The sequence below is a fragment of the Pseudomonas sp. CNPSo 3701 genome, from assembly GCF_028674975.1.
GTDB classification, from domain to species: Bacteria; Pseudomonadota; Gammaproteobacteria; order Pseudomonadales; family Pseudomonadaceae; genus Aquipseudomonas; species Aquipseudomonas straminea.
In genome coordinates this window covers 202,663-218,879 of record NZ_JAQZSI010000003.1, presented here as the reverse complement: position 1 = coordinate 218,879, position 16,217 = coordinate 202,663, and the positions used below count along the sequence as shown (strand labels likewise).

Here is a 16,217-nt window from a genome sequence, read left to right as displayed (position 1 = left end):
CATAGCGGCCTTTCGAGCCTAGCAGGCGGACGGTGTAGCGGCGTCCGTCACTCGTAACGCAATGCCTCGGCCGGCTGGGTACGCGAGGCGCGCCAAGACGGATACAGCGTGGCGAGGAAGCTCAGGGTCAGTGCCGCGGTGCAGATCAGCACCACGTCGGCGACCTGCAGCTCCGACGGCAAGGTGCTGATGAAGTACACATCCGAGCTGAACACGTGCTGGCCGGTGACCCGCTCCAGCCAGCCGACCAGCTCGCTGACGTTGAGCGCCGCCAGCACGCCGAGCACGCCGCCGATCAGGGTACCGATTACGCCGATCACCGTACCCTGCACCATGAAAATGCCCATGATCTGCCGCGGCGTGGCGCCGAGGGTGCGCAGGATGGCGATATCGGCGCCCTTGTCAGCAACCACCATGATCAACGTGGCGATGATGTTGAACGCCGCCACCGCGACGATCAGCAGCAGCAGCAGACCGATCATGGTCTTTTCCATCTTCATGGCGCTGAACAGACTGCCCTGGGTCTGCGTCCAGTCGCTGGCGTGGTAGCCCTCGCCCAGCTGCTTGGCAATCGCCGCAGCGACCTGGGGCGATTGATACAGATCCTTGAGCTTGAGGCGGATGCTCTGCACCGAGCCCGGATCCAGGCGCTGGATCTGCGCCGCGTCGGCGACGTTGATGAGCGCCAGGGAGCTGTCCAGGTCGGCGCCGACCTTGAAGATGCCGACCACGTTGAGGCGCTGCATGCGCGGCGTGATACCGCCGGGCGCCGAGCTGACCTCGGGCACGATCAGCGCCAGACGATCTCCGATCTGCAGCTGGAAGCGCCGCGCGGTGATCTCGCCGATGATCACCCCGTACTCGCCTTCGCGCAGGTCGCTCAGACGGCCCTGCACCATGTGGTCGCCGATGATCGAGACCTTCGGCTCCAGCGCCGGATCGATGCCGTGCAGCTGAATCGGCTGCATCACGCCGCGGTAGGACAGCATGCCTTCCAGCTCGGCGAACGGCACCGCCGCCTCGACCCGGGAATTGTCCAGCGCCATCTTGGCAGTTGCCTGCCAGTCGGTCAGGGCTGGCGAGCCGGCAATGGTTGCGTGGGGGACCATGCCGAGGATGCGCGAGCTCATTTCCCGGTGAAAGCCATTCATCACCGACAGCACCACGATCATCGCCAGCACGCCCAGGGACAGACCGATCATCGAGGTCAGGGAAATGAACGAAATGAAGTGATTACGCCGCTTGGCGCGGGTGTAACGCAGGCCGATGAAGACACTCAGCGGGCGAAACATCAGGCGTTCACCAGCTTGCCGTCTTCCAGGCTAAGCACCCGATCCATCTGCCGCGCCAGCTGCAAGTCGTGGGTCACGATCAGGAAGGCGGTCTGCGACTGGCTGCTCAGCTCGCGCATCAGCTCCTGAATGCCCTGGGCGGTGTGCGAATCCAGATTGCCGGTGGGCTCGTCGAGCAGCACTAGACCGGGGCGGTTGACCAGGGCGCGGGCAATAGCCACGCGCTGCCGCTCACCGCCGGACAGCTCGGCCGGTTTGTGGCTCAGGCGATGACCAAGGCCGACGCGCTCGAGCAGCTCGGTGGCACGCTGACGCGCTTCGGGAATCGGCGTTTTGCCGATTAACAGCGGCATGCAGACGTTTTCCAGCGCAGTGAACTCGGCCAGCAGGTGATGGAACTGGTAGACGAAACCCAGTGCGCGATTGCGCAGCAAACCGCGCTGCTTCTCGTTGAGCGCCGACAGCTCCTCGCCGGCCAGCCACACGCTGCCGCTGCTCGGCGTATCCAGGCCACCGAGCATGTTGAGCAGCGTACTTTTGCCCGAGCCCGAGCTGCCGACGATGGCCACGCGCTCGCCGGGAAACAGCTCCAGTTGCAGATCGTCGAGCACCACCACCGATTGCGGGCCTTCTTCGTAGCGCTTGCTCAGGTTGCGGCAGCTGAGCACGGCGCTCGCCTGCGCCTGCACGACCGGATCACTCATAACGTAATGCCTCCGCGGGCTGGGTGCGCGCCGCGCGCCAGGCCGGATAAAGAGTAGCGAGGAAACTCAACAGCAATGCCGCACCACAGACTTGCACCACGTCGGCGAGCATCAGCTGCGACGGCAGGTAGTCGATGAAGTACACGTCGGCATTGAGAAACTTGAAGCCCAGCAGGCGCTCGACGCCGGCGATGATGGCGCTGATGTTCAGCGCGGCGAGAATGCCCAGCAACGCGCCGATGGCGGTGCCGATCACGCCGATCACCGTGCCCTGCACCATGAAGGTGGCCATGATCTGCATGGGCGTGGCGCCCAGGGTGCGCAGGATGGCGATGTCGCCCTTCTTGTCGTTGACCACCATCACCAGGGTGGAAATGATGTTGAAGGCGGCGACGGCGACGATCAGCAACAGCAGCAGACCGATCATGGCTTTTTCCATGCGGATGGCCTGGTAGAGATTGCCGTGGGTGCGCGTCCAGTCGCGGGCCAGGTAATCATCCTGGCCAAAGCTCTGGGCCAGCTGCCAGGCGGTGCGCGGCGCCTGAAACAGGTCGGCAAACTTGAGGCGAATGCCCTGCACCTGATCCGGCTGATGGCGCTGCAGGCGGGCCAGATCCTGAACGTGGGTCATGGCCATGAAACCATCGATTTCACCAGCGCCGACGTGGAAGATGCCGACCACGGTAAAGCGCTTCAGACGCGGGAACACCCCGCCCGGGGTGACCGAAACTTCCGGCGCCACGAAGGTGATCTTGTCGCCCATGCCGACGCCGAGCTTGGCGGCGGCCTTGTCGCCGATGACGATGCCGAAGGTGCCGGGATGCAGATCCTCGAGGCGGCCTTCACGGAAGAAGTCGCCGATGATCGACACCTTGCGCTCCTCGGCCGGATCCACGGCGTTGATCAGCACCTTCTGCACCTTGCCATCGTTGGTCAGCAGGCCCTGCATCTGGCTGAACGGCGCCACCGCCAGCACCTGCGGGTTCTTCAGCGCGCGGTCGGCCAGGCGCTGCCAGTCGGTGATCGGCGTGGCGCTCTCGATGGTCGCATGGGGCACCATGCCCAGCACCCGGGTGCGCATTTCATGGTCGAAGCCGTTCATCACCGACAGCACCAGAATCATCACCAGCACGCCAAGCGCCAGCCCGATCATGGAAGTCAGGGAAATGAACGAAACGAAGTGGTTGCGACGCTTGGCCCGCGTGTAGCGCGTACCGAGAAAAACGGACAGGGGTCTGAACATGTGGGGCGCTTGTTCGAGGGAAAGAGAAACGTCCTTGTGGCGGGGCCTGGCGAGCGGCCTTACACTCTGACCACCACTGCTGCCATGGGTTCGCCATGTCGACTCAAGACGAAAATGATCGCCGCGAATACTACCGTATCGAGGACACGATCGCACTGGATTTCACCCCGTTGGCTGGCGCCGAAGCCCTGGCCAGTGAAGAGCTTCACGACGCCTCGCCGCTGTTTAATCTGCTCAGCGAACTACATGTGCTGGATTTCGAATCCCAGCACCTGCTGCGCAACATCAGCGAGCGCGACCGTACCCTGGCGGGCTACCTCAAGGTGGTCAACAAACGCATCGACCTGCTCGGCCAGGCCATGGCCCAGAGCCTGCTGCGCGATATCGGCCCGCCGAAGCGCGTCACGCTATCCGAAGGCGGTATCAGTTTCCTCAACCCGCAACCGGTGGCGGTCGACAGCCATGTGGCCATGAAGATGGTGCTGATGCCCCAGGCGCTGGGCCTGTTGCTACGCGCCAAGGTCGTACATTGCAACGAGCGCGACGGCCAATTCGAGATCGGCGCCGAGTTCGAAGCGCTGACTGACGCACAGCGCCAGTTGCTGGCCCGGCATATCCTGCAGCGTCAGGCGCAGGAGCGCCGCCAGGCCCGCGAGGAACTCACGTGAACCCTTCCCGACTGCTGCTTTCGCTGGTCCTGTTGCTGCCCCTGGCAGCCCAGGCTGACACCCTGACGATTCCCATCGGCCAGCAAGGCGCGGACCTGACCGAGGTGCCGCAAAAGGGCCAGTCCAAGCGCTCGGTGCTGGAGCGCTTCGGCCTCGCCGATGAAGAACACCCCGCAGTCGGCAAGCCGCCGATCACCCGCTGGGACTACCGCGAATTCAGCGTCTATTTCGAATACGATCATGTGATCGACAGCGTGCGCCACTTGCAACCGCGCACCACCGCCACCGAGTAAGGAGCAACCGTGACCCTGATCTACGGCCATCGCGGCGCCAAGGGCGAAGCCCCGGAAAATACCCTGGTCAGTTTTCAGCAGTGCCTGGAGCACGGCGTGCGCCGCTGCGAATTGGACCTGCACTTGTCGCGTGACGGCGAGCTGATGGTCATCCACGACCCGACGCTCAAGCGCACCACCGGCCAGCGCGGCAAGGTGGTCGAGCACGACGCCGCCGAACTGGTGCACTACGACGCCCGCCGTGGCGGCCCTGGCTGGCGTCACCCCTGCCCCATTCCCCGGCTGAGCGAACTGTTCGAGCAATGCGATTTCGAGCACTGGCAGTTGGAGGTCAAGAGCGCCTCCAAAGTACGTGCCGCGCGCACCGTGGAAGCCATCGCCCTGCTCAGCCGCCGCTTCGGCCTGGATGACAAGATCACCATCACCTCCAGCTCCCGCGAAGTGCTCAGCGCCGCCCAGCGCCTGACGCCGCACCTGGGCCGCGGTCTGGTAGCCGAATACGCCTGGCTGGACCCGATCAAGGTGGCACGCAACTACGGCTGCGATCTGCTGGCCCTGAACTGGACGCTGTGCACCCCGGAACGCCTGCTCAAGGCGCAAAAAGCCGGCCTCCATGTGTCGGTATGGACGGTCAACGAACCCGCCCTGATGCGCCGCCTCGCCGACTTCGGCGCGGACAGCATCATCACCGACTTCCCGGGTATCGCCGTCAGTACGTTGCGCGGTTAGGCACGTTATCAACATGTGGGAGCGCGCCATGCGCGCGAAATCACGGGCATGGCCCGTTCCCACATAAGCCTGGGTGCCGCTCAGGATTTGAAGGACAGAACATGCTGATCGTCTTCAGCGGCCTGCCCGGCACCGGCAAGACCACGCTCGCCAAAGCCCTGGCCACCCAACTTGAAGCCGTTTACCTGCGTATCGACAGCATCGAACAGGCGCTACGCAATAGCGGCACCCTCAGACGGGAGGTCGGCAGCAGCGGTTATCAGGTGGCCAACGCCATGGCGCTGGATAACCTCAAGATGGGACGCCGGGTGATCGCCGACTGCGTCAATCCGGTCGCGGAAAGCCGCCAGGCCTGGGCGGACACCGCAGCCCTGGCGGGATGCGCGCTGTTGAACGTGCAGATCATCTGTTCCGATCTTGATCGACATCGCCAACGCGTGGAATCACGAATCAGCGACGTACCGGGGCTGGTGTTGCCGGACTGGCGGTCAGTCACGGCCCACGAGTACGAATCCTGGACGCAGGCGCCACTGACCGTCGATACCGCGCAGCTGTCGACAGACGTAGCGCTGGCACTGCTCATTGAGCACGTAACCGCAGCCATCAAAAACCGCGCTTGAAAACCTGAAAGGCCCGCCCATAAAAAAACCGATCCACCAGGGATCGGTTTTCTGGCCTGCTCAGACGCTCTCGCGGTTTGGCCAGCGCCAGTCGCGGGAGTCGGCGAACGGATCCCCGACCGGCTCAGGCCGCCGGCCGGAGCCGCTCAAAAAAGCCGGTTGAGCCCGTCGAACGCCGCCACCCGGTAGGCCTCGGCCATGGTCGGGTAGTTGAAGGTGGTGTTGACGAAATACTTGAGGGTATTCGCCTCGCCCTTCTGGTTCATGATCGCCTGGCCGATGTGCACGATCTCCGAAGCCTGGTAGCCGAAGCAGTGCACGCCGAGCACTTCCAAGGTTTCGCGGTGGAAGAGGATCTTCAGCATGCCCACCGGCTCGTGGGAGATCTGCGCCCGCGCCATGCTCTTGAAGAACGCCTTGCCGACTTCGTACGGAATCTTCGCCTTGGTAAGCTCGTGCTCGTTCTTGCCGATCGAACTGATTTCGGGAATGGTGTAGATGCCGGTCGGGATATCGTCGACGATCCGCCAGCTGCCGTTGTCGACGATGCTGCCGGCGGCCGAACGGCCCTGGTCGGCGGCGGCACTGGCCAGGCTCGGCCAGCCGATCACGTCACCGGCGGCATAGATGTTCGGGACTTCGGTACGGTAGTACTCGTCGACCTGCACCTGGCCACGGCTGTTGACGTTGATACCGATGTTTTCCAGGCCCAGCTTGTCGGTGTTGCCGGTACGGCCGTTACACCACAGCAGCGCATCGGCCTTGATCTTCTTGCCGGATTTCAGGTGCAGGATCACCCCGTTGTCCAGGCCCTCGATGCGCTCGTACTCCTCGTTGTGACGAATCAGTACGTTGTTGGTGCGCAGGTGGTAGCTCAGGGCGTCGGAGATTTCCGAATCCAGGAAACTCAGCAGTTGGTCGCGGTTGTCGATCAGATCGACCAGCACGCCCAGGCCGCTGAAGATCGAGGCGTACTCGCTGCCGATCACGCCGGCGCCGTAGATGATCAGACGACGCGGGGTGTGGCTCAGGGTCAGGATAGTGTCGCTGTCGTAGACGCGCGGATGGTTGAAGTCGACGTCGGCCGGGCGATACGGGCGCGAACCGGTGGCGATGATCACCTGTTTGGCCGACAGGGTCTCCACCACGCCGTTGGGGCAGACCACTTCGATGGTCTGCTCGTCGGCGAAGCTGCCGGTGCCGAAGAACACATCGATGCGGTTACGGGCGTAGTAGCCAGTGCGCGAGGTGACCTGCTTGGCGATCACCCGCTCGGCGCTTTTCAGCACGTCAGGAAAGGAAAACCAGCGCGGCTCGCCGATCTGGCGGAACATGGGGTTGGTGTTGAACTGCATGATCTGCCGCACCGAGTGGCGCAGCGCCTTGGACGGAATGGTGCCCAGGTGGGTGCAGTTGCCGCCCACCTCGCGGCGATCGTCGACCACCGCCACCTTGCGACCGGCCTTGGCCGCGTTCATCGCCGCCCCTTCACCTGCCGGGCCGGAACCCAATACCACGACATCGTAGTTGTAGACCGCCATGTTCACTCCTCAGATCACGCCTTAACGCTTATCGCGCGTTATCGGCAGAACCAGGCCGCAAGGCGGCCTGGCACACAACATCTTGCAAAGGCGCCTAGGGTAACGCTCCAGGCGCCCGTTGGCGATCAGCGCTTGCTCGGGTCGAAGCTCTGCACGCCGGCGTCGCTGGCGTCCTGAGGATCACGGCTGACCTCCTCGCACTTCTGACGGTCACCGCCGCAGATCGAGCATTCCTTCTCGATCCCCAGGTTGGCGATGCCGCCGCAGGATCCGGCGATGGGCTTGCGGCCGGCCATGACGCCGACGGCCATCATGGCCACCACCAGCGCCATGACCGCGAACACGATCAGGAATGTCATCGTCATTGCTTTTCTCCCGCAGCGAACAGCTGCTCGAATTCGGGCGTACTTTCTGTGACGAAACCCTCGCCTTCGCGGGTCACGAAAAATGCCGCGATGCGGTACCGTTCGGCGAACTGCTTGCCGGCTTCGGGGCCGAGCACCATCAATAGGGTGGACAAGCCATCGGCGCGAAGGGTCGATGGATCTGCCACGGTGACCGCTGCCAGCTTGTGATTGACCGGCCGCCCGCTACTCGGATCCAGGGTGTGGGAATAGCGCTGGCCGTTTTCCTCGAAATAGTTGCGGTAGTCGCCGGAGGTGGAGATACCGTAGCCATCGAGTTGCAGGATGCGCTGGGCCACACGCTGATCGTCACGCGGCTCTTCAAGACCGATGCGCCAGTGGCTGCCATCGGGCTTGCGTCCCGCCGCCTTGAGCTCGCCGGTGGCCTCGACCATATAGCTGCGCACGCCGAGCTCGCTCAGCCTGGCGATGATCTTGTCGACCGCATAACCCGCCGCGATGCTGTTGAAGTCGACTTCGACATCGACATCCTTGCACAGGCGCTGGCCATCGATGCGCAGGTGCTCCTGCCCTACTCGCTGGCGAACCTGGGCCAGTTGCTCATCGCTGGGCACCGCTTCGCCCTTGCCCTTGGGACCGAAGCCCCAGAGGTCGAGCAGCGGCTCCAGGGTCAGGTCGAAGGCGCCGCCACTTTCCTCGTGCAGGCGATTGCCCGCGTTGATCAGTTCCAGCACACCGTCAGGCATATCCTGACAGGTGCCTGCCGGAGCGCGGTTGAAGATCTCGATCGCCGAGTCGGCCCTGTACGTGGACATCTGCGCGTCGACCTCAGCGAGAATCGCTTCGGTCGCCGCCTTCAGTTCGGCCTTGGGGGCAACACCGTCGCCCTGCACGTATTTTACCGTGTAGGTGCTGCCCATGGTCGGGCCGCCGAAGCTTTCGATCTTGTCTGAATGCAAGCAGCCCGTTAGGGCTGCCGCCAGGGCGACAGCAATAACGGGCTGTAGTACAGCTAACCTCATGTTTAACCGCCGAAATCGTCGAGCAGAATGTTTTCGGACTCCACACCCAGATCAGTCAGCATCTTGATCACGGCAGCGTTCATCATGGGTGGACCACACATGTAGAACTCGCAATCTTCCGGTGCTGGGTGATCCTTGAGGTAATTCTCGTAGAGCACGTTGTGGATGAATCCGGTCAGGCCGGTCCAGTTGTCTTCCGGCTGCGGATCGGACAGCGCCAGGTGCCACTGGAAGTTCGGGTTCTCGGCCTGCAGCTGGTCGTACTCCTCGTTGTAGAAGGATTCGCGCATGGAACGCGCGCCGTACCAGAAGCTGATCTTGCGCGTCGACTTCAAGCGCTTGAGCTGGTCGAAGATGTGCGAGCGCATCGGCGCCATACCGGCACCACCGCCGATGAAGATCATCTCGGCGTCGGTGTCCTTGGCGAAGAACTCACCGAAAGGTCCGTACACGGTGATCTTGTCGCCCGGCTTGAGGCTGAACACGTAGGAGGACATCTGGCCAGGCGGCAGGTGATCCTTGCCCGGCGGTGGCGACGCGATGCGGATGTTGAATTTCACCAGTCCGCGCTCTTCCGGGTAGTTGGCCATGGAGTAGGCACGAATCACGGTCTCTTCGACCTTGGACACGTACTTCCACTGGTTGAACTTGTCCCAGTCGCCGCGATACTCCTCTTGAATATCGAAGTCCTTGTAATGCACTTCATGCGGCGGGCATTCCAGCTGCACGTAGCCACCAGCGCGGAAGTCGACGTTCTCGCCTTCCGGCAGACGCAGCGTGAGCTCCTTGATGAAGGTCGCCACGTTGGGGTTGGACTCGACGGTGCACTCCCACTTCTTGACGCCGAACACCTCTTCCGGCACTTCGATCTTCATGTCCTGCTTGACCGAAGCCTGGCAGGACAGGCGCCAGCCCTCGCGGGCCTCGCGCTTGGTGAAGTGCGACTCCTCGGTGGACAGCATCTCGCCGCCGCCCTCTTCGATGATGCACTTGCACTGTGCGCAGGTGCCACCGCCGCCGCAGGCGGACGAAAGGAAGATGTTGTTGGCTGCCAGCGTCTGCAGCAGCTTGCCGCCCGCCGGAACCGTGATGGTTTTCTCGCCGTTGATTTCGATGTTCACGTCGCCGCTGGAAACCAGCTTGGCGCGTGCTGCCATGATGATCAGCACCAGTGCCAGCACGATGCCGGTGAACATGCCGATCGCGATAAATACTTCGTAATTCATCCGTTCATCCCACCCTTAAAGCTGCACGCCGGAGAAGGACATGAAGCCCAGCGACATGAGACCGATGGTGATAAATGTGATGCCCAGCCCTTGCAGACCTGCCGGTACGTCACTGTACTTGAGCTTTTCGCGAATACCGGCCAGCGCGGCGATGGCCAGCGCCCAGGAAACACCGGCGCCGACCCCATAAACGGTACTCTCGGCCAGGTTGTAGTCGCGCTCGACCATGAACAGCGAGCCACCCATGATGGCGCAGTTCACGGTGATCAGCGGCAGGAATACGCCCAGCGCGTTGTAGAGCGCAGGCACGTACTTATCCAGGGTCATTTCCAGGATCTGCACGATGGCCGCGATCACACCGATGAAGGTCAGCAGGCTCAGGAAGCTCAGATCCACGTCCGGCAGACCGGCCCAGGCCAGCGCGCCGCCCTTGAGCAGGTTGGCGTAGATCAGGTTGTTGACCGGCATGGTGATGCCGAGTACCACGACAACGGCCACACCCAGACCGATGGCGGTTTCCACCTTCTTGGAGATGGCGATGAAGGTACACATGCCCAGGAAGAACGCCAGGGCCATGTTCTCGACGAACACTGCCCGCACGAACAGGCTGATGTAATGTTCCATCAGTACGCCTCCTTATTGGAAACCTGAGGCGCCATCTTGAAGTCTTGCTTCTCGACCTGGTCGGTTTTCCATACCCGGATGCCCCAGATGAACAGGCCGATCAGGAAGAACGCCGAAGGCGGCAGCAACAGCATGCCGTTGGGCTGGTACCAGCCGCCGTCGTTGACCACCGGAATGATGGTGTAGCCCATCAGCTTGCCGGCGCCGAACAGCTCACGGATGATGCCCAGGGCGATCAACATGGCGCTGTAGCCCAGACCGTTACCGATGCCATCGAAGAACGACAGAACCGGTGGGTTCTGCATGGCGAAGGCTTCGGCACGCCCCATCACGATACAGTTGGTGATGATCAGGCCGACGAACACCGATAGCTGTTTGGACAGGCTGAAGGCGAAGGCCTTGAGCAACTGGTCCACCAGAATGACCAGCGAGGCGATGATCACCATCTGCACGATCATACGGATCGAGCCCGGGATCTGGCTGCGGATCATGGAAATGAACAGGTTGGAGAACCCGGTCACCAGGGTCAGCGCCACCGACATCACCAGAGCGGTCTTCAGGTTCGAAGTGACCGCCAGCGCGGAACAGATACCGAGGATCTGCAGACCGATCGGGTTGTTGTTGAAGATCGGGTTGAGCAATACGTCTTTGATAGTTGGCTGTGCCATATCAAGCCTCCCCTGCGCGCAGGTTAGCGATGAACGGACCGAGGCCGTTCTTACCGAGCCAGAACTTGAGCAGATGATCCACACCGTTACTGGTGAGCGTGGCGCCCGCCAGGCCGTCGACCTGATGCTCGGCATCAGGGCTCTGTGGATTCACGCCGCCTTTGACGACCTGCACCTTGAGCTCGCCGTTTTCGTCGAAGATCTTCTTGCCGGGCCACTGACCCGTCCACTTCGGATTGTCGACCTCGCCACCCAGACCCGGGGTTTCGGCGTGCTGGTAGAAGCCCATGCCGACCACGGTGTTGAGATCGCCCTTGAGGGCGATGAAGCCGTGCAGGGTCGACCACAGGCCGTAACCACGAACCGGCAGGATCACGGTGTCGAGCTGGCCGTCCTTCTCCACCACGTAAACGGTGGTGTAGCGCTCCAGACGACGAATCGAGGCGATGTCCTCACTGGCGGGCAGCGCACGCGACAGTTCAGGGTCCTTGGCCGCAGCCAGGGGCTCGAAGGTCACCGGGTCGAACTTGTCGGAGAACTTGCCGGTGTCCAGGTCGACCAGGCGCGCCTGGATGGTGTCTTCGAACATGGCGCGAACCGCGGAACTCGGCATGTTCGGGTTACCCAGGCCGGCAATCGCCAGAATGCTGCGCTGTTTGTCCAGCAGGCGGTTTTCCAGCTGGGTAGGTTTGAGCGCCACCGCGGCACCGGCCACGAATACCGAACAAACCAGACAGACCAGCAACGCCACGAGCAGCGTGCGGGCGGTGGATTCTTTTTGACTAGACATTGCGTGCCAGCCTCCGCTTGATATTGGCCTGTACGACGAAGTGGTCGATCAGCGGTGCGAACAGATTGGCAAACAGGATCGCCAGCATCATGCCCTCGGGGAACGCCGGGTTGACGACACGAATCAGCACCACCATCACGCCGATGAGGATGCCGAAGACCCATTTGCCGGTATTGGTCATCGATGCCGAAACCGGATCGGTGGCCATGAAGATCATGCCGAAGGCGAAACCGCCGACCACCAGGTGCCAGTACCACGGCATGGCGAACATCGGGTTGCTGTCCGAACCGATGGTATTGAACAACGTGCTCAGACCGATCATGCCGATCATCACGCCGCTGACGATGCGCCAGGAGGCGATCTTGGTGAACAGCAGCACGGCGCCGCCGATCAGGATCGCCAGGGTGCTGGTTTCGCCCATCGAACCATGCATGGTGCCGATGAAGGCATCCATCCAGGTCACGCCATTGTTGATGATGTTGTCGATGCCACCGGACGACGCCAGGCTCAGCGAGGTCGCGCCGGCGAAGCCGTCGACCGCGGTCCACACCGCATCACCGGACATCTGCGCCGGGTAGGCGAAGAATAGGAAGGCACGGCCGGTCAGCGCCGGGTTGAGGAAGTTCTTGCCGGTCCCGCCGAACACTTCCTTGCCGATCACCACGCCGAAGCTGATGCCCAGGGCTACCTGCCACAGCGGAATGCTCGGCGGCAGAATGAGCGCGAACAGCACGGAGGTGACGAAGAAGCCTTCGTTGACTTCGTGACGACGGATGGAAGCGAACAGCACCTCCCAGAAACCGCCGACGATGAAGGTCACCGCATACACGGGCAGGAAGTAGGCCGCCCCCTGGATGAAGTTGTCCCACAGGCTGTTGGGGTCGAAGCCTGCCAGCGAACCGATCAGGCCGAAGCGCCAGCCATCCTGCGCTGCCAGCAGCTCAGGGTTCTGGGCGAAGATCAGGTTGGCCTGATAACCGGTGTTCCACATGCCGAAGAACATCGCCGGGAAGGTACAGGCCCACACGGTGATCATGATGCGCTTGAGGTCGATACCGTCACGCACGTGGGCGGTGGTCTTGGTCACGCTGCCAGGACGGTAGAAGAAGGTGTCCACGGCTTCGTAGAGCGCGTACCACTTCTCGTACTTGCCGCCCTTCTCGAAGTTGTGCTCGATCTTGTCGAGGAATGCACGAATACCCACGAGTTAACCCTCCTTCTCGATACGGCTGAGGTTGTCCCGCAGGATCGGGCCATATTCATATTTACCGGCGCACACGTAGGTGCACAGCGCCAGGTCTTCCTCGTCGAGTTCGAGGCAGCCGAGCTTCTGGGCCATCTCCGTGTCGCCAACGATCAGGTAGCGCAGCAACTGGGTTGGCAGGATGTCCAGCGGCATCACCGCCTCGTAGTTGCCGACCGGCACCATGGCGCGCGGGCTGCCGTTGGTGGTGGTGGAAAAGGCGAAGCGCTTGGCGGCGTTGAGCTTGGAGACGAAGACGTTCATCACCGAGTGCTTGTTCACGCCGGCACGCAGGTAGTGCATCACCTCACGGTCATTGCCTTCCAGCAGGCAGGAAACCTGCAGGTGGTAACGGCCCAGGTAGTCGCAGGCGCCGCGGGCGACACGACCGCCGAGCAGCGAGCCGGAGACCACGCGGTTGTTGCCAGGTTGCAGCTCGCCGGCAGTCAGCTCGCTGAGGTTGGCGCCCAGACGGGTGCGCAGCAGGCGCGGACGCTCGACCACCGGGCCGCCCAGAGCTACCACGCGCTCGACGGACAGCTGGCCGCTGACGAACAGCTTGCCGGCGGCGATCACGTCCTGATAGTTGATGGTCCACACGGCCTTGCTGGCGCTGACCGGGTCGAGGAAGTGAATGTGCGTGCCAGGCAGGCCAGCGGGATGCGGGCCGGCGAAGGCTTCGCTGGTCACACCGGCAACGCCCTCACCCGCCAGGCTCACGCCTGGGGCCTTGCACAGGAACACGGGCGCCAGGCGAGCCAGCGCCTTGAGACCGTTTTCGAAATCAGTGGCCTGCTCGGCGATGATCACAGCAGGGTCGGCAGCCAGCGGATGGGTATCGATCGCGCTGACGAAGATCGAGCTGGGCACGGCATCGATGGCCGGCACCTTGCTGAACGGGCGGGTACGCAGTGCAGTCCACAGGCCGGAGCGCTGCAGGTTCTCGCGCACCAGGGCGGCGTCCAGGCTGGCGAGCTGCTCGGGCGTGTATTGGGCAAAGGTCTCCTGCTCGTCGCCATCGAGTTCGATGACCACCGATTGCAGTACACGCTTCTCGCCACGGTGAATGGCACTGACCACACCCGCGCCCGGCGCGGTGTAGTTCACGCCCTCGTTCTTCTTGTCGACAAAAAGAACCTGACCCAACTTGACCCGGTCACCCACCTGTACCGACATGGTGGGCTTCATGCCCTGATAATCGAAGCCTATGACGGCAACGCTGCGCACTGGCCTGGCCGCTTCGATTTGCTGCGCCGGTGCGCCTGTTATCGGCAAGTCGAGCCCATGTTTTATTTTGATCATAGGTTTGCCTAACCACTGGTTTTAGAGCTTTTTAGAAGTACGTTCGAACCTGAAACAAATGCAGCCCGTGTACCAAAGGCGTCGCATTTGGCACATGAAGATGTCGAACGTAGGTAACAAATCGCCGGGATTATAAAGACGTGCGTCAACTCGACGCCACCCAAGCGCTTGTCTTTTTTGCCATTTCCGTTACAGGACGCGACAGCGCAGCAATTCCTCGGCCGCTCAACAACGGCCATCACGGCATGACAACCGGCCTGAGCCTGGCGTCGTGTCGACCGACGAACGCCCTTAGCCAACGAACATTGCCCCGTAAACGACGAAGCCCTCGTCCAGAGACGAGGGCTTCGATCAGGCAGCGCGATCAGCGACCGATTGGCTCGGACGCGATCAGCACGCTATCAGCGCGGGAACGCAGGCGGGTTGACCCCGGCCATGTCTTCCATCACACGGATCACCTGGCAGCTGTAGCCGAACTCGTTGTCGTACCACACGTACAGAACGACGCGGTTGTCGTTGGCGATGGTGGCTTCGGCGTCTACCACACCGGCGTGGCGCGAGCCGACGAAGTCGGTGGAGACCACTTCCTGGGAGCTGACGAAATCGATCTGCTTCTGCAGGTCGGAGTGCATGGCCATCTGGCGCAGGTACTCGTTGATTTCTTCGCGGCTGGTGGCCTTTTCCAAGTTCAGGTTGAGAATGGCCATCGACACGTTCGGCGTCGGGACGCGGATCGCATTGCCGGTCAGCTTGCCCTTGAGCACCGGCAGTGCCTTCGCTGCAGCGGTAGCCGCACCGGTTTCGGTGATGACCATGTTCAGCGCGGCGCTACGGCCACGACGGCTGCCCTTGTGGAAGTTGTCGATCAGATTCTGGTCGTTGGTGTAAGAGTGAACGGTTTCGACGTGACCATTGACGATGCCGTACTGGTCATTGACGGCTTTGAGCACCGGCACGATGGCGTTGGTGGTGCAGGAGGCAGCCGAGATGATCTTGTCATCGGCGGTGATCTCGCCATGGTTGATGCCATGCACGATATTCTTCAGCGCGCCCTTGCCCGGTGCGGTGAGGATCACTCGGTCGATGCCCGGGCACTTGAGGTGCTGGCCCAGGCCCTCGGCATCACGCCATACGCCGGTGTTGTCGACCAGCAGTGCGTCCTTGATGCCGTACTGGGTGTAGTCGATGGCCGACGGATCCTTGGCGTAGATCACCTGGATCAGGTTGCCGTTGGCGGTCAGGGTGCTGTTTTCTTCATCAATGGTGATAGTGCCATTGAACTTGCCATGCACCGAGTCGCGGCGCAGCAGGCTGGCGCGCTTGACCAGGTCGTTCTCGGCGCCCTTGCGCACGACGATGGCGCGCAGACGCAGGCCGTCGCCACCACCGGTGTGGTCGATCAGGATGCGCGCTAGCAGACGACCGATACGGCCGAAACCGTACAGCACGACATCAGTGCCCTTGCGCGGCGAAGCGTTCTGCTGGTTGACGACCTCGGCCAGCTCATCCTTGACGAACTGCTCGATGCTGCGGCCATTACCTTCAGCCTTGAACTTGCCGACCATCTTGCCCAGATCGACGGAAGCAGCGCCCAGCTTGAGCTCGCTCATGGCCTTGAGCACGGCGTAGGTGTCATGAACGGCCAGGCCGCTCTCGTCAGCCTGACGGTGACGGGCAAAGCGGTGCGCCTTGAGAATCTCGATGACCGAGCGGTTGATCAGGCTGCGGCCATGGATCGACAGCACCACGTTGTTGTTGCGGTACAGCTGACCAATCAGCGGAATCATCGCCTCGGCGAGGGCTTCACGGTCAATCCATTCACCAAGACACTGGTCGGGCTTCTGAGTCACGGCAATACCTTCCACATGTAGGGGCTGAAAAAAGGGG

The 16,217-nt window shown here is 62.3% G+C and carries 17 protein-coding genes; 4 read left to right on the top strand and 13 right to left on the bottom strand.

Annotation, left to right across the window (positions count from 1 at the left end; genetic code table 11):
- Positions 1-47 precede the first annotated feature (47 nt).
- From PVA39_RS10205 to PVA39_RS10195, 3 genes are read right to left on the bottom strand one after another with little or no spacing between them, the layout of a single operon-like run.
- Positions 48-1,292, bottom strand: coding sequence for a lipoprotein-releasing ABC transporter permease subunit (locus PVA39_RS10205; RefSeq protein WP_274123970.1), 1,245 nt, complete (start codon positions 1,290-1,292; stop codon positions 48-50).
- Positions 1,292-1,996: a lipoprotein-releasing ABC transporter ATP-binding protein LolD gene (lolD, locus tag PVA39_RS10200; RefSeq protein WP_274123969.1), complete on the bottom strand. Its 705-nt coding sequence runs from the start codon at positions 1,994-1,996 to the stop codon at positions 1,292-1,294. The genes PVA39_RS10205 and lolD overlap by 1 nt, the downstream gene beginning before the upstream one ends.
- The gene (locus tag PVA39_RS10195; protein WP_274123968.1) at positions 1,989-3,239 is read right to left on the bottom strand and encodes a lipoprotein-releasing ABC transporter permease subunit; all 1,251 of its coding nucleotides are present in this window, start codon (positions 3,237-3,239) and stop codon (positions 1,989-1,991) included. Before PVA39_RS10195 ends, lolD begins: the two co-directional genes overlap by 8 nt.
- Positions 3,240-3,334: 95 nt before the next feature.
- Here PVA39_RS10195 and PVA39_RS10190 point away from each other — a divergent pair, with 95 nt between their 5' ends.
- The 4 genes from PVA39_RS10190 to PVA39_RS10175 all read left to right on the top strand — a co-directional run bounded on the left by PVA39_RS10190 (position 3,335) and on the right by PVA39_RS10175 (position 5,549).
- Positions 3,335-3,907: a PilZ domain-containing protein gene (locus PVA39_RS10190; protein ID WP_274123967.1), complete on the top strand. Its 573-nt coding sequence runs from the start codon at positions 3,335-3,337 to the stop codon at positions 3,905-3,907.
- Positions 3,904-4,200, top strand: a complete 297-nt coding sequence (locus tag PVA39_RS10185; protein WP_093501773.1) for a phosphodiesterase — start codon at positions 3,904-3,906, stop codon at positions 4,198-4,200. The genes PVA39_RS10190 and PVA39_RS10185 overlap by 4 nt, the downstream gene beginning before the upstream one ends.
- 9 nt (positions 4,201-4,209) lie before the next feature.
- Positions 4,210-4,929 carry a glycerophosphodiester phosphodiesterase gene (locus PVA39_RS10180; RefSeq protein WP_093501775.1) on the top strand — a complete coding sequence of 240 codons (720 nt, stop codon included), beginning with the start codon at positions 4,210-4,212 and terminating at the stop codon, positions 4,927-4,929.
- Between the two features lie 101 nt (positions 4,930-5,030).
- Positions 5,031-5,549 carry an AAA family ATPase gene (locus PVA39_RS10175; protein WP_274123966.1) on the top strand — a complete coding sequence of 173 codons (519 nt, stop codon included), beginning with the start codon at positions 5,031-5,033 and terminating at the stop codon, positions 5,547-5,549.
- Between the two features lie 146 nt (positions 5,550-5,695).
- Here PVA39_RS10175 and sthA read toward each other — a convergent pair whose 3' ends face one another.
- The 10 genes from sthA to PVA39_RS10125 form a co-directional block, all read right to left on the bottom strand.
- Positions 5,696-7,090: a Si-specific NAD(P)(+) transhydrogenase gene (gene sthA / locus PVA39_RS10170; RefSeq protein WP_075929404.1), complete on the bottom strand. Its 1,395-nt coding sequence runs from the start codon at positions 7,088-7,090 to the stop codon at positions 5,696-5,698.
- Positions 7,091-7,215: 125 nt separating this feature from the next.
- Positions 7,216-7,449: a (Na+)-NQR maturation NqrM gene (nqrM, locus tag PVA39_RS10165; protein WP_274124278.1), complete on the bottom strand. Its 234-nt coding sequence runs from the start codon at positions 7,447-7,449 to the stop codon at positions 7,216-7,218.
- A gap of 2 nt (positions 7,450-7,451) precedes the next feature.
- A complete protein-coding gene (locus PVA39_RS10160) occupies positions 7,452-8,477 on the bottom strand; it encodes an FAD:protein FMN transferase (protein WP_274123965.1) in 1,026 nt (341 codons plus the stop codon).
- Between the two features lie 2 nt (positions 8,478-8,479).
- Positions 8,480-9,703: an NADH:ubiquinone reductase (Na(+)-transporting) subunit F gene (gene nqrF, locus PVA39_RS10155; RefSeq protein ID WP_274123964.1), complete on the bottom strand. Its 1,224-nt coding sequence runs from the start codon at positions 9,701-9,703 to the stop codon at positions 8,480-8,482.
- A gap of 15 nt (positions 9,704-9,718) precedes the next feature.
- Complete coding sequence (gene nqrE / locus PVA39_RS10150; RefSeq protein ID WP_070882018.1) at positions 9,719-10,327, bottom strand: NADH:ubiquinone reductase (Na(+)-transporting) subunit E; 609 nt, start codon at positions 10,325-10,327, stop codon at positions 9,719-9,721.
- Complete coding sequence (locus PVA39_RS10145; protein ID WP_274123963.1) at positions 10,327-10,995, bottom strand: NADH:ubiquinone reductase (Na(+)-transporting) subunit D; 669 nt, start codon at positions 10,993-10,995, stop codon at positions 10,327-10,329. Before PVA39_RS10145 ends, nqrE begins: the two co-directional genes overlap by 1 nt.
- 1 nt (position 10,996) lies before the next feature.
- The gene (locus PVA39_RS10140) at positions 10,997-11,785 is read right to left on the bottom strand and encodes a Na(+)-translocating NADH-quinone reductase subunit C (RefSeq protein ID WP_274123962.1); all 789 of its coding nucleotides are present in this window, start codon (positions 11,783-11,785) and stop codon (positions 10,997-10,999) included.
- Positions 11,778-12,989, bottom strand: coding sequence for an NADH:ubiquinone reductase (Na(+)-transporting) subunit B (locus PVA39_RS10135; protein ID WP_274123961.1), 1,212 nt, complete (start codon positions 12,987-12,989; stop codon positions 11,778-11,780). Before PVA39_RS10135 ends, PVA39_RS10140 begins: the two co-directional genes overlap by 8 nt.
- A 3-nt stretch (positions 12,990-12,992) precedes the next feature.
- The gene (locus PVA39_RS10130; protein ID WP_274123960.1) at positions 12,993-14,330 is read right to left on the bottom strand and encodes a Na(+)-translocating NADH-quinone reductase subunit A; all 1,338 of its coding nucleotides are present in this window, start codon (positions 14,328-14,330) and stop codon (positions 12,993-12,995) included.
- A 401-nt stretch (positions 14,331-14,731) separates the two neighbouring features.
- Positions 14,732-16,180 (bottom strand): glyceraldehyde-3-phosphate dehydrogenase, encoded by a 1,449-nt coding sequence (locus tag PVA39_RS10125; protein WP_443200953.1) that lies wholly within the window; start codon positions 16,178-16,180, stop codon positions 14,732-14,734.
- Positions 16,181-16,217 lie beyond the last annotated feature (37 nt).